Here is a 12733-nt window from a genome sequence, read left to right as displayed (position 1 = left end):
AAAGTTAAGATGGTTGACGGTTATTTACTTACTAATCACGCACGGGGTCTCCAAGCCAGATCGAGTTCCCGCGCTGCTTTGACATCATCCAGCTTACGCACCGACATGGTATGCGGAGCGCCTTTGACCATATCCGGTTGCGATTCGATCTCTTGCAAAATTTCCTTCATTGACGCCACAAATGCATCCAATGTTTCTTTGGATTCCGTTTCTGCCGGTTCGATCAGCAAGCACTCAGGTACCAGCAAAGGAAAATAGGTGGTTGGCGCATGATAGCCCTTATCCAATAAGCGCTTCGCCAAATTCATCGCGGTAACACCCGTTTTGTCCTTGATATCTTTCATAGTGACAATAAATTCATGACTGGCGCGACGGTTTGGATAGGCGATTTCAAAACCTGCCTTGCGTAATTCCGCCATCAGGTAATTCGCATTCAGGGTTGCGAATTCAGAAATACGATGCATACCATCAACCCCAAGTAATCGGACATAGATATAAGCACGCAGTAACACGCCCGCATTCCCCATATGTGCAGATAAGCGTCCGATCGTTTGCGGCTTGTCTTTTTCCGTCACCCAACGGTAACGATCTCCGTCTTTCGCCACGAACGGAATCGGCATAAACGGTAACAAGCGCTCGGCCACACCGACTGGTGCGGAGCCGGGACCACCGCCGCCATGCGGCGTCGAAAAGGTTTTATGCAGATTGATATGAATCACGTCAAAGCCCATGTCGCCTGGCTTGACCTTACCCAACACCGCATTCAAATTGGCGCCATCGTAATACAACAAACCACCAGCCGCATGCACGACACGACTCATTTCCGCGACATTTTTTTCAAATACGCCAAGCGTCGATGGGTTGGTCAACATCAATCCGGCTGTCTGCGGGCCAACGGCTGCTTTCAATGCATCCAGATCGACATTGCCGTCTTTATCGGTTGCGATCTCGACCACTTTGAAACCACACATCACCGCTGTCGCAGGGTTGGTGCCGTGCGCCGCATCCGGCACGATAATTTCGGTACGGGCAAAATCACCGCGTGATTCGTGATAGGCGCGTATCATCATCACACCGATCAATTCACCTTGCGCACCAGCCATCGGCGTCAAACTGACACCTGCCATACCGGTAACGGATTTCAGAATTTCTTGCAACTCATACATGCACGCCAGAAAACCCTGACCGGTCTCTTCAGGCGCCAGCGGATGCCGTGACAAAAATTGTGGCAGCATTGCCAGCGAGTTACACGCGCGCGGATTGTATTTCATTGTGCATGAACCCAACGGGTAAAACTCGGTATCGATCGAAAAATTCTTTTGTGATAACCGCGTGTAATGACGCACGGTATCCATCTCGGAAACTTCCGGCAGCAATACCGGTGATTTGCGCAATAAGTTTTGCGGAATTGCCGATTTGCTTGCCGCTTTTGCCGGCGATTGAGAATAGTTGAGACGTCCTTTGCGCGAGTGTTCGAATATCAGCATGATGTACGGTTCAAAGAAAATTATTGCTTTAATGCAGCCATAGCTGCGTCATAATTGGGTTCGTCGGCGATTTCGGGAACCAGTTCGGCATGTATCACTTTATCGTTCTCATCCAGAACAATGACCGCACGCGCCGTAATTCCGCCAAATGCGCTATCGGCGATAAAAACACCATAATCCTTCATGAAGTTAGCGCCTCGCATGGTTGATAATGTAATCACTTTATCGAGTCCTTCGGAATCGCAGAAACGCGTCATTGCAAACGGCAAGTCCGCAGCAATGATCAACACCGCGGTATTTCCCATATTGCTGGCTTGCTGATTGAATTTACGTGTTGACAGCGCACATACCGGGGTATCCAAACTGGGCACGATATTCAATACTTTTTTCTTGCCAGAAAAATTTGCCAATGTAACGTCTTGCAGATCCCGATTGACCAGAGAAAAAGCTGGCGCTTGTTGCCCGACTTTGGGAAAAGTGCCTTCGATTTTGATAGGTTTTCCTTTCAGAGTGACCATGTTTTTTCCTTTTTGTTGATAGTAAGTATGCTGAATTTACCCAAGTACCTGTTTCATAGCATTTGCATAGTTTTGCAAATCGCCCGCGGTTTTCGTTTCAGTCGCACAAACCAGCAGTGCATTGCCTAATTCCGGATAATGCGTTTGCAGATCAAATCCGCCCAAAATACCTTTCTGTCTCAATCCAGCTAACACTTCGGCAGTGGGTTTTGGCAACGTCAATGCAGTTTCATGGAAGGTTGCGCCGCTGAAAGTCCTTTTCACGCCGCTTATTTTTTCCATTTGCTCGACCAATTCCAAAGTATTGGCATGCGATTGCGCGGCAACCCGGCGAAGCCCTTCCGGCCCTATCAGCGACATATAGATGGTCGCCGCAGTAACCATTAAACCTTGGTTGGTACAAATATTGGAAGTCGCTTTTGAACGACGAATATGTTGTTCGCGCGCTTGCAATGTCAACACAAAACCTTCTTTGTTATCCAAATCGGTGGTTCGGCCAATGATACGCCCCGGCATTTGACGGACCAGATCATTCTTACAAGCCATAAAACCGAAGTATGGACCGCCGCTGGATAACGGAATTCCTAAGGGCTGCCCTTCGCCGACAGCGATATCAGCTCCTTTAGCACCCCATTCGCCCGGGGGTGTCAGCAATGCCAATGCGGTCGGATTGACAACACCGATTGCAAATGCATTTTTGCTATGTGCCCAGTCGGTTAATGCATCGACTTGTTCCAATACACCGAAGATATTCGGTTGCGGAATCACCAGTGCGGCAAAATCGCCATAATCCGATTTAGCAAGCGATGCCGGATCGACTTGACCGGTTTTGGTATCAAACGGCAGCTCGACGACTTCAATTTTCTGATTACTGACAATCGCTCGCACCACTTGGCGATAAACCGGATGTACGGTTTTCGGAATCAAAATCTTGCGTGAAGTTTTGTGCGAACGCACCGCCATCAAAGCCGCTTCCGCCAATGCGGTGGCACCGTCGTACATACTGGCATTGGAAACATCCATGCCGGTCAAAGACGCCATCATCGTCTGGTATTCGTACAACAGCTGCAGCGTTCCTTGGCTGGCTTCGGCTTGATAAGGTGTATAGGAAGAATAAAATTCGCCGCGCGTCGTGATTTGCCAGACAGCGGCAGGAATATGGTGTTCATACGCACCGGCGCCGATGAAATTCTGATAGAAACCGTCTTTGTTGGCGCGTTCCATCATCAAGCGGGAAATTTCCATTTCGCTAAGGCCGGGCGGAACGCCGGTTAATTCGCCGCTGACGAGTTCCTTGGGAATTTCGTCGAACAGCTCTTCGATTGATTTGGCGCCGATGCTGGCTAGCATCTCAGCGATATCTTCTTCGGTATGGGGAATAAACGGCATGATTTAACTCGATGAACTTAAAAATATAATTTACCAGGGCAACTTGAATCAGTGATCTTCGCTTTCGACCAGCTCGTTATAAGCCGCCGCATCCAACAAACCGTCTATTTCCGCAGGATTGCTGGGTTTCAGTTTGAATAACCAGGCGGAATAAGCATCTTCGTTAATTTTTCCGGGTTCATCAACTAACGGCGAATTAACCGCGGTCACTTCACCGGAAATTGGTGAATAAACATCAGCCGCTGCCTTCACGGATTCAGCGACAGCACACTCTTCTTTCTGTTTCAATTGACGGCCGACATCCGGCAATTCGATAAACACCATATCACCGAGCAATTCCTGCGCGTGATGGGTAATCCCGACAGTAACCGTTCCATCGGCTTCCGATTTCACCCATTCATGGGATTTACTATATTTCAAATTGCTTGGAATACTCATAAGTTCACTCCAGATTAAAGTTATATAGGTTGTTTATACTAAAACTTTGCCGTTACGCACGAAGGGATATTTTACCACTTTGGCGCGCAACTTCTTATCACGCACCACCACATTAACTTCGTCACCGATCTCGATTTGTACCGGAATCCGCGCTAAAGCGATCGATTGATTCATTGTCGGCGAAAAACCACCGCTGGTAATCTCGCCTTTATATTCAACACCGGCTTTTTCGCCGATCACTTCCTGATGTCCGCGCAACACACCGCGATCAACCAATACCAATCCGATCAGTTGCTGCGCAACCTTGGTGTCTAATAATGCCTGCTTGCCGATAAAATCGCGTTCACTCTTTAAATCGACCGTCCAGGCTAAACCTGATTCCAGTGGATTTTTGGTTTCATCCATGTCCTGGCCGTACAAATTCATCCCGGCTTCCAAGCGTAAAGTATCACGAGCACCCAGTCCTGCGGGAGCAACACCGGCGGCATGCAACGCTTTCCAAAATGAAGCGGCTTCATCCGCCGGCAGCATGATTTCAAAACCATCCTCACCGGTGTATCCAGTGCGGGCGATGAAATAATGCCCAACGATCGCCGATTGAAACGGTTTTAATTCCTCTGTCGCCGCTTGCGAACCAGGGATTACCTGCCAAACTTTGGCGCGGGCATTCGGGCCTTGCACAGCCACCATCGCCAGATCGCGCCGTGGTGTAATTTCAAGTTTCGGCGCCAAGGCATCGCGTTGTTTCAGCATCCAGGCAAGATCTTTATCCGCAGTACCGGCGTTAACAACGATTCGGAACCAGTCTTCCGATAAAAAATAAATGATCAGATCATCGATGATGCCACCTTGCGGAGTCAGCATACAGGAATACAATGCTTTGCCGGATACGGTTAGTTTATCGACATTGTTGGCAACCAGTTGGCGTAAAAAACCACGCACATTATCGCCTTTGACATCCACCGGCAGCATGTGTGACACGTCAAACATACCGGCATCCTGGCGGACTTTGTGATGTTCGTCTAATTGTGAGCCGTAATGCAGCGGCATATCCCAACCGCCGAAATCGACCATTTTGGCATTCATATCACGGTGAGCTTGATTCAGGGGTGTCATTTTCAGCACGGTTTTTCTCCCAAAGAATAAAGAGTCATTTAAACGTAATGGAAACGTAAACGACTTCGCGCCCCTCTGTCCTTTTTACCTGAGAGATTGACAGAATAGAATCCGTGTGCCCCTTCGGTGGCCGGAACCTGTCCGGCACTCTCCAGATTGCCTGTCGCAAGCAGTTCTCAAGGAACAAGCGGAACTTGACCCTGCCTGAGCGATTCCGGGGAGGTTACGCCTTCGGCGGCGCTATTTAATAGCGCGCTCTTCTGCTTGGATTGATTTGGCAAAGTGCGAACTATACCTGAGGAACAAGGGTTTACACAAGGTGTTGCGATAAATTTTGCTGACCGCCGAAGAGATCTTCTCCAACTTGCAGTAAACGAGCGTCATTGATGAATTAAAGCATCGTATTTTAAAGGAAAACTTCATTCAATCATCCACTACCTCCTGCCCCGGAAACAACACATCGGTAAACCCAAACAACCGGAAATCCTTGATTCGCATCGGATACAAAATGCCTAGCAAATGATCGCATTCGTGCTGCACGACACGGGCATGAAAACCGTTGACGGTACGATCGATAATATTGCCATACTGATCGAAACCTTGATAACGCAATTGCTTGTAACGTGGCACCATGCCACGCAGGCCGGGAACGCTAAGACAACCTTCCCAGTCATCTTCCTTGTCGTCCGATAGCGGCGTTAATTGCGGGTTGATCAACACGGTGAAAGGCACTTCCTCGGCACGCGGATAACGGGGATTATGGTTAAAGCCGAAAATGACGACTTGCAAGCTTACACCGATTTGCGGCGCCGCCAAACCTGCGCCATTCAATGATTCCATCGTATCTTCCATATCATGGATTAAGGCACGCAATTCCTCCGTATCGAATCGTTCGATCGGTTTGGCGACTTGCAGCAGCAGCGGTTCGCCCATCTTCAGTACCGGTTTAATGGCCATGACACCTCACCAAATGTTCCAGAATGTTTCTGACTTTAATCATTGCTTGCTCCAGCACCATATAAATTTCCTTGAGCGGAATCGCATTTTTATTGGTTCCGCGTCCGGCGGCGTAGTTAGCAACCACTGCCAATGTCGCGTAATTTAAACCGATCTCCCGCGCCAGAACCGTCTCCGGCATACCGGTCATACCGACGATATCGGCGCCGTCGCGCTCCAGCCGGTTAATCTCCGCCGCAGTTTCCAATCGCGGGCCTTGCATGGCCGCGTATACACCGCCATTGACAACGGTTTGACCGGCATTCTTCGCCGCTTGCAGCACTAACTCCCGGGTTTGCTGGCAATACGGCCAAGTAAAATCGACGTGCGTTACCGGCTGATCCTTGGCATCGAAAAAAGTAAAATTACGCCCGTGGGTATAATCGATAATTTGATCGGGCACCACCAGTTCTCCGGGTGTCAGATCCGCACGGATACCGCCGACAGAGGCTACGGCGATGACATGTTCGGGCTTCAGCGAATGCAAAGCCCATAAATTGGCACGATAGTTGATCGCATGCGGCGGAATTGTATGTCCATGTCCGTGCCGCGCCAAAAATACGATTTCTTCGCTATTCAATTTACCAAAGGTCAAGGGGCCGGAAGGCTCGCCATAGGGTGTACGGATGATTTGCCGGTGCGAAATTTCCAAGCAGGATAACTGCGTAAGGCCGCTACCGCCGATAATTGCTAACATTTTTCACTATTTCCAATGTCATCCTTCAAAGCATAAATGGCCGGCAAATTACGCCAGGCACCATGAATATCCATGCCAAAACCGAACACATACCGGTTTGGGATCATCATTCCGACAAAATCGGCCGCGATCGGCTTCGACTTTCCTATTTCCTTTTCCACCAGCACCGCACTATAAAACGCTTTGGCGCCATTTTCCATTACAAAATCGCGCAGAGCCGCCAACGTCACCCCCTCATCCAGAATATCGTCCACAGCCAACACGACCCGGTCCTTCATGCTTTCTCGCGGCGCGACCCGCCACTGGATCTCCCCGCCTTGCAACGTATTGCCGTAGCGCGTCAAATGGACATAATCAAAATCCAGCGGAAACTTGAGGCACGGCAACAACTGTCCGGTAAAAACCACTGCGCCGCCCATCAAGCATAAGACTAAAGGTTGTCGCTGTGATAATTCAGCGGTAATATCCGCTGCCAGACGTTGCAAAGTTTGCATCACCACCTGCTCGGAACGAATGAGTTCAGCCGATTGAAAAATTTGTTGAGCTTGTTGATAGGTTAACATGGGCGATTTTACAATTGCCTTCTAATTAAGGCGTGTAATACTATCATGACTTCAATCGGCAGCATAAACATAATAAATATTATATAATCAGTAGTTTACCGTATATATTACCTTAAGTATCCTTATCCAAAGGAACATCACATGACTCGGTCTAATATTTTTCTGAAAGTATCTGTTCTATACTTATTACTGGTTAATTCAGCAGTTGCTGACAGCACAGCCACGACCCAGTATCCGCTATTTCAGGATGACAAATTGACCATCCCGCGCGTCGATACCGCTGAACAAGCCGGACGCTTTCAAAATGTGGAACTACAATTCATTGCAGCGAATAATACCTGGGTTTTACTTAATTATCAGGAGAGCATCATTTCGCCAGATAAAGGCATCTATATCGATAAAGTGGAAACTATCGTTACCGATACATATCCAGTTCAAGTATTTGCCAAAGTCACCGGCAATCTTCCAAGCTCTTGTTATTCGATCGGACAAATCAATCAGCGTTTGGTAGATAGCCATTTTGAAATAGCGATACACTCAATACTGCTGGAAACTCTTGCTGCGTGCCCGGCAGTGTTGGTTCTTTTTGAAAAAATTATTCCGCTGGAAGTCTACGGATTAGCCGCCGGCCATTACGAATATCAAGTAAATGGCAAATATGATGGCTCTTTTAGTTTATCCGTCGAAAATAAACTGTAAGCTCTGAATCACGACCCGCCTAGGAGTGTCAGCAGTCCATCCTCGTCTAGAATTGCGACACCCAGGCTAACCGCTTTATCGTACTTGCTGCCGGGATCGGTGCCCACAACGACATAATCTGTTTTACTAGAAACGCTGCCGCTGACTTTGCCACCTTGCGCCTCGATTTTCTCTTTAACTTCCTCGCGACTCATGTGCGGCAACGTGCCTGTCAGCACAAAAGTTTTACCCTGTAGTGGCGCAGTATTTGCGGCTGCAACCGGTTTGCCATCATGTTCGTTCCAATTCACGCCACAAGCGCGTAACTGCTCGACGACTTCACAGTTATGCGTCTCGGCAAAAAAATCCACGATGCTTTGCGCCACCACCGGCCCGACATCCGGAATTTGCTGCAATCGCTCGCTATCCGCTGTCATCAATCGATCCATACTTCCCAAATGCACCGCCAGGTCTTTGGCAGTGGCTTCGCCCACATTACGGATACCGAGCGCGTAGATGAATCGCGCCAATGTGGTTTGTTTGCTATTTTCAATCGCTTTTACAATGTTATTCGCCGATTTATCCGCCATGCGCTCTAAGTTTGCCAACGCGGCGATTCCCAACCGGTACAAATCCGCGGGTGTCCGCACGATCGTCTGATCGACCAATTGATCGACCAGTTTTTCTCCAAGACCGTCGATATCCATCGCGCGGCGTGATGCAAAATGCAATATCGCTTGTTTACGCTGCGCCGGACAAAACAAGCCACCGGTGCAGCGCGACACCGTTTCACCCGGCAAACGCACCGCTTTTGCACCACAGACCGGGCAATGCGAGGGCATGGTAAATACCAGGGCATCCGGCGAACGTTTTTCCGGCACCACCGATACCACTTCCGGAATCACATCGCCGGCACGGCGCACGATCACGGTGTCACCGATACGCACATCCTTGCGTTCAACTTCGTCAGCGTTATGCAAAGTCGCATTGGTCACCGTCACACCGCCGACAAATACCGGTTGTAAACGGGCCACCGGCGTCAATGCGCCGGTGCGACCGACCTGCACGTCGATATCGAGCAGTTTCGTCATGGCTTCCTGCGCTGGAAATTTATGCGCGATGGCAAAGCGTGGCGCGCGCGATACGAAGCCCAATTGCTCCTGCTGCGCGATCGCATTAACTTTGTAGACTACACCATCAATATCGTAGGGAAGATTTTCTCTCTTTGCAGCAATGACTTGGTAATATTCAAGCAACCCTTTTAATCCCATCACCACCTGGCTTTCTTTTGCAATCGGAAAATGCAGCGAGCTTAAATAAGCCATCAAATCACTGTGCGTAGCCTTCGGCAGGCACGTGTCTTGAGAATCGCCAATACCGTATGCGAAAAAGGCCAAGCGGCGTCTCGCAGTGATATTCGGATCGAGTTGCCGCAACGAGCCCGCGGCTGCATTGCGCGGATTGGCGAATTCCTTTTCACCTTTGGCCGATTGTTGTTGATTCAACCGCTGAAAATCCTTTTTCAGCATCAACACTTCACCACGCACTTCCAGCAATGCGGGCGGATTATTCACCGGCAGTTTCAAGGGAATCGACCGGATCGTTTTCAGGTTCAGCGTAATGTCTTCGCCTGTGTAGCCATCGCCGCGCGTAGCACCGGTTTTGAACACACCGTTTTCATAGCGCAAACTGACCGCTAATCCATCAAATTTCGGTTCGGCATTATACTCAACAGTTAAAGGATCGGAATCTATCCACGCAACCCCTGCCGCTTCCAGCGCCAAGCCCGCACGCACGCGCCGGTCGAAAGCTTCGACTTCGTCATCCTCAAATGCATTGCTTAGCGATAACATCGGAATCACGTGCGTAATCTGCGCAAACGTTTTGAGCGGTGCGGCGCCAACGCGCTGTGTCGGCGAATCGGCGGCAATCAACTGCGGATAATCCTGTTCGAGCTGCTGCAACTCTCTAAACAACTTATCATATTCCGCATCGGGAATAGATGGTTGATCGAGCACATAATAACGGTAATTATGATGTTCGATATCGGAACGCAATTGCTGTAACCGTTGTTTTATTTCCTCAATATTTTCATTCATATTTAATAGTATAGCGAATACCCATGTGATGCAGTTTCAGTTCTTAGCTCAAAATCCTTTATACTGCGCACTCCATCGAAAACCAACTCTGCGACATCCGCTTGTCTTGAACAACACAATATGAGCAACAATAACTTAAAAATCCGCATTCAGATCCAACAACAACCGCCGCAAGCCATCGAAGAAATTTATCCGGAACCCGAGGTTGTTTATGAACAAGTACTGGATTGGAAAAAAATTGCCGCTGCAGCCGCATTGCTTACGGTTGTGCTTTCTTTGCTGGGCTATTTAATTTTCGGCAATGGAACCGGTGAATCGCTCCAAGGCGACCCGGTCAACGCAGAAACTGGAAATATTACCTCCTCGGAAAATACTCCGCTGGAATTTAATGCGCAAACGGAAGTACCGATTATTGAGTCCGGCGAAAGCAACGCAGAGCAAACGATTCAATCAATCCCGGTCGATCCCGGAACCGCCGGTATCGCAGATCGGACGGTCGTCATTCCACGAAAAAAACCGGGAATTCGCGTTGCGACGCCTGCATCCATGACGACTCGTTCCATTCCAAAAACCGTAACGCAACCAAAGCCACATCAGACATCCGATCAGTCAGCGGTTCTCAGAGCTCAGTTAAGCAACGCCGTAGTCTCACGAGAGCCTGTTGATTCTATTGATGTTGTTCATTTAGGAACCGGTGAAACCAAACCGATTTATTTCTACATGCACTTAAAAAATCTGCAAGGGAAAAAAATCCGGATCGACTGGTACTACCATAATGAACTGGACTCACAACTACAGCTGCAAGTACTGAATAACAACTGGCGCACGTACGCCAGCAAACAACTGGATCACAGTCGGCTTGGTTCATGGCGTGTCGAGTTGATCGACGATCGGGAAAACCGGCTGGCAGTCAGAGAGTTTAACGTCTTACCGCATTAATTCATGCATGGAATGAATGTATTTGAGGGTTTATCATGAAATATTGCAGCAACTGTAGCGCTTCCGTCGAACTATTGATTCCTGAAGGTGACAACTTACCACGCTATGTTTGCACCGCGTGTAATACAATTCATTATCAAAATCCAAAAATGGTTGTCGGATGCATTCCCGAATGGGAAGATAAAATCCTGATATGCCGGCGAGCAATCGAACCACGTCGTGGCTGGTGGACGCTTCCTGCCGGTTTTATGGAAAACAACGAGACATTGACTCAGGCAGCCGCGCGCGAAACACTCGAAGAAGCCAATGCCCGAGTGGAAATCGGTAATCTGTACACGGTTTACAGCTTACCGCATATCAGTCAGGTGTATTTTTTATTCCGCGCACGGCTCTTGGATCTTGATTTCAAGCCAGGCATTGAAAGTCTGGAAGTTAAACTCGTCAGCGAAGAAGAAGTGCCGTGGGATGAACTGGCTTTTCGCGTTATCCATGATCCGCTGAAACAATATTTCGAAGAGCGCAAGCAGGGAGGGGTAGGCTTCCATATGGGAATTATTGACAAACCCCGTAGCTCTTCTTGAGTTATATTGTTGTATCAACAATCAGAAAATCGAAGGTTTTAGATTATCGGATGGCAAGCTATAATGTTCCTTTTTGTAGACTTCAGACTCTTATGAAGCATTTATTCCTTTTGATACTTGTATGCCTCATTATTCCGTCATCAGTATCCGCGCAACAGCAAGATCTTAAAATAGCCGCCAGATCCTATCTTCTGTCAGATTTTCAGACAGGACAGGTATTGGCCGGCCAAAATGCACATGAACGGATAGAGCCGGCTTCCTTGACCAAGCTGATGACGGCTTACGTGGTATTCTCGGCTCTAAAGCAGAATCAGATTTCGCTGGAGCAGATTGTTCCGGTATCGGAGAGCGCTTGGCGCATGATTGGCTCTCGCATGTTTATCGAACCTAATAAGCCTGTAACGGTTGACGAGCTCATACGCGGCATGATTGTACAATCCGGAAACGACGCGTGTATTGCTCTCGCGGAAGCGGTTGTCGGGTCGGAAGAAAACTTTATCAAACTGATGAATACCGAAGCCCAACAGCTAGGAATGAAGAATACGCATTTTACCAACTCAACCGGACTACCCGATCCGGAGCATTACACAACCGCTTATGATTTAACTTTACTGGCAACCGCCATCATTCGTGATTTTCCGGAATTTTACCCGCTCTACTCGCAAAAAGAGTACACCTATAACAATATTACGCAACCGAACCGGAACCGTTTACTATGGCTGGATCCGCATGTCGACGGCATGAAAACCGGCTGGACCAAAACAGCCGGTTATTGTTTGATCACCTCCGCCACACGTGACAAGCGGCGATTGATCTCGGTCATTATAGGCGCCAATTCGGCCAATGCCCGCAGCATCGAGAGTCAACGCTTACTTAACTATGGCTTTCAGTTTTACGATACCTTGCATTTGTACAAAAAGAACGATTCGTTAGCCACCATCCATTTATGGAAAGGCACCCAAAATGAACTGAAAGCCGGATTTGATCGCGACGTTTACTTCACCTTGCCCAAAGGGCAGGCCGATAAATTAAAAGCCACCATGGAGTATAAGCAGCCATTAATCGCCCCCATCCGCATGGGACAGGAAGTCGGAACGGTCAAATTTACGCTCGACGACAAGGTCGTCGAAACCTATCCCCTGGTTTCATTGGAAAATGTTGATACCGCTAATTTCATTGGACGCGCATGGGATAGTGTAAAATTGCTGCTTAATTAATTTCATCGCTCATAG

Annotated in this window: 13 protein-coding genes and 1 riboswitch; of the genes, 4 read left to right on the top strand and 9 right to left on the bottom strand. The window is 48.6% G+C overall.

Features of this window, described 5'->3' with window-relative positions; translation table 11 throughout:
• Positions 1–35: 35 nt before the first annotated feature.
• The 8 genes from gcvPB to KF839_RS03545 all read right to left on the bottom strand — a co-directional run bounded on the left by gcvPB (position 36) and on the right by KF839_RS03545 (position 7204).
• On the bottom strand, positions 36–1487 hold the full coding sequence (gene gcvPB, locus KF839_RS03580) for an aminomethyl-transferring glycine dehydrogenase subunit GcvPB (RefSeq protein WP_292916457.1): 1452 nt from the start codon (positions 1485–1487) through the stop codon (positions 36–38).
• Positions 1488–1507: 20 nt separating this feature from the next.
• Positions 1508–2005, bottom strand: a complete 498-nt coding sequence (gene tpx, locus KF839_RS03575; RefSeq protein WP_292916456.1) for a thiol peroxidase — start codon at positions 2003–2005, stop codon at positions 1508–1510.
• Positions 2006–2041: 36 nt separating this feature from the next.
• A complete protein-coding gene (gcvPA, locus tag KF839_RS03570; protein ID WP_292916455.1) occupies positions 2042–3394 on the bottom strand; it encodes an aminomethyl-transferring glycine dehydrogenase subunit GcvPA in 1353 nt (450 codons plus the stop codon).
• 48 nt (positions 3395–3442) lie between these two features.
• On the bottom strand, positions 3443–3832 hold the full coding sequence (gcvH, locus tag KF839_RS03565; RefSeq protein WP_292916454.1) for a glycine cleavage system protein GcvH: 390 nt from the start codon (positions 3830–3832) through the stop codon (positions 3443–3445).
• Positions 3833–3865: 33 nt separating this feature from the next.
• Positions 3866–4957: a glycine cleavage system aminomethyltransferase GcvT gene (gcvT, locus tag KF839_RS03560; protein WP_292916453.1), complete on the bottom strand. Its 1092-nt coding sequence runs from the start codon at positions 4955–4957 to the stop codon at positions 3866–3868.
• Positions 4958–5013: 56 nt separating this feature from the next.
• Positions 5014–5113: riboswitch (glycine riboswitch) on the bottom strand.
• Between the two features lie 258 nt (positions 5114–5371).
• Positions 5372–5905, bottom strand: a complete 534-nt coding sequence (gene def / locus KF839_RS03555; protein ID WP_292916452.1) for a peptide deformylase — start codon at positions 5903–5905, stop codon at positions 5372–5374.
• Positions 5895–6641 (bottom strand): S-methyl-5'-thioinosine phosphorylase, encoded by a 747-nt coding sequence (locus KF839_RS03550; protein ID WP_292916451.1) that lies wholly within the window; start codon positions 6639–6641, stop codon positions 5895–5897. Before KF839_RS03550 ends, def begins: the two co-directional genes overlap by 11 nt.
• On the bottom strand, positions 6635–7204 hold the full coding sequence (locus tag KF839_RS03545; protein ID WP_292916450.1) for a hypoxanthine-guanine phosphoribosyltransferase: 570 nt from the start codon (positions 7202–7204) through the stop codon (positions 6635–6637). The genes KF839_RS03550 and KF839_RS03545 overlap by 7 nt, the downstream gene beginning before the upstream one ends.
• A gap of 141 nt (positions 7205–7345) precedes the next feature.
• Here KF839_RS03545 and KF839_RS03540 point away from each other — a divergent pair, with 141 nt between their 5' ends.
• On the top strand, positions 7346–7903 hold the full coding sequence (locus KF839_RS03540) for a hypothetical protein (protein ID WP_292916449.1): 558 nt from the start codon (positions 7346–7348) through the stop codon (positions 7901–7903).
• A gap of 8 nt (positions 7904–7911) precedes the next feature.
• Here KF839_RS03540 and ligA read toward each other — a convergent pair whose 3' ends face one another.
• Positions 7912–9981, bottom strand: a complete 2070-nt coding sequence (ligA, locus tag KF839_RS03535) for an NAD-dependent DNA ligase LigA (RefSeq protein WP_292916448.1) — start codon at positions 9979–9981, stop codon at positions 7912–7914.
• A 120-nt stretch (positions 9982–10101) separates the two neighbouring features.
• On the opposite strand from ligA, the gene KF839_RS03530 reads away from it, so the two are divergent.
• The 3 genes from KF839_RS03530 to KF839_RS03520 all read left to right on the top strand — a co-directional run bounded on the left by KF839_RS03530 (position 10102) and on the right by KF839_RS03520 (position 12718).
• Positions 10102–10920 (top strand): DUF2914 domain-containing protein, encoded by an 819-nt coding sequence (locus KF839_RS03530; protein WP_292916447.1) that lies wholly within the window; start codon positions 10102–10104, stop codon positions 10918–10920.
• A 35-nt stretch (positions 10921–10955) separates the two neighbouring features.
• Positions 10956–11501: an NUDIX hydrolase gene (locus tag KF839_RS03525; protein WP_292916446.1), complete on the top strand. Its 546-nt coding sequence runs from the start codon at positions 10956–10958 to the stop codon at positions 11499–11501.
• Positions 11502–11593: 92 nt separating this feature from the next.
• Positions 11594–12718, top strand: coding sequence for a D-alanyl-D-alanine carboxypeptidase family protein (locus KF839_RS03520; protein WP_292916445.1), 1125 nt, complete (start codon positions 11594–11596; stop codon positions 12716–12718).
• Positions 12719–12733 lie beyond the last annotated feature (15 nt).

The organism is Nitrosomonas sp. (assembly GCF_019635155.1).
Classification (GTDB): domain Bacteria; phylum Pseudomonadota; class Gammaproteobacteria; order Burkholderiales; family Nitrosomonadaceae; genus Nitrosomonas.
This window is presented reverse-complemented; position numbering and strand designations above follow the sequence as displayed.

Excerpts from the sequence above, each read along its gene's own strand:
- gcvPB (WP_292916457.1), bottom strand. The coding sequence starts at position 1,487 with ATGCTGATATTCGAACACTCGCGCAAAGGACGTCTCAACTATTCTCAA.
- tpx (WP_292916456.1), bottom strand. The coding sequence starts at position 2,005 with ATGGTCACTCTGAAAGGAAAACCTATCAAAATCGAAGGCACTTTTCCC.
- gcvPA (WP_292916455.1), bottom strand. The coding sequence starts at position 3,394 with ATGCCGTTTATTCCCCATACCGAAGAAGATATCGCTGAGATGCTAGCC.
- gcvH (WP_292916454.1), bottom strand. The coding sequence starts at position 3,832 with ATGAGTATTCCAAGCAATTTGAAATATAGTAAATCCCATGAATGGGTG.
- def (WP_292916452.1), bottom strand. The coding sequence starts at position 5,905 with ATGGCCATTAAACCGGTACTGAAGATGGGCGAACCGCTGCTGCTGCAA.
- KF839_RS03550 (WP_292916451.1), bottom strand. The coding sequence starts at position 6,641 with ATGTTAGCAATTATCGGCGGTAGCGGCCTTACGCAGTTATCCTGCTTG.
- KF839_RS03545 (WP_292916450.1), bottom strand. The coding sequence starts at position 7,204 with ATGTTAACCTATCAACAAGCTCAACAAATTTTTCAATCGGCTGAACTC.
- KF839_RS03540 (WP_292916449.1), top strand. The coding sequence starts at position 7,346 with ATGACTCGGTCTAATATTTTTCTGAAAGTATCTGTTCTATACTTATTA.
- ligA (WP_292916448.1), bottom strand. The coding sequence starts at position 9,981 with ATGAATGAAAATATTGAGGAAATAAAACAACGGTTACAGCAATTGCGT.
- KF839_RS03530 (WP_292916447.1), top strand. The coding sequence starts at position 10,102 with ATGAGCAACAATAACTTAAAAATCCGCATTCAGATCCAACAACAACCG.
- KF839_RS03525 (WP_292916446.1), top strand. The coding sequence starts at position 10,956 with ATGAAATATTGCAGCAACTGTAGCGCTTCCGTCGAACTATTGATTCCT.
- KF839_RS03520 (WP_292916445.1), top strand. The coding sequence starts at position 11,594 with ATGAAGCATTTATTCCTTTTGATACTTGTATGCCTCATTATTCCGTCA.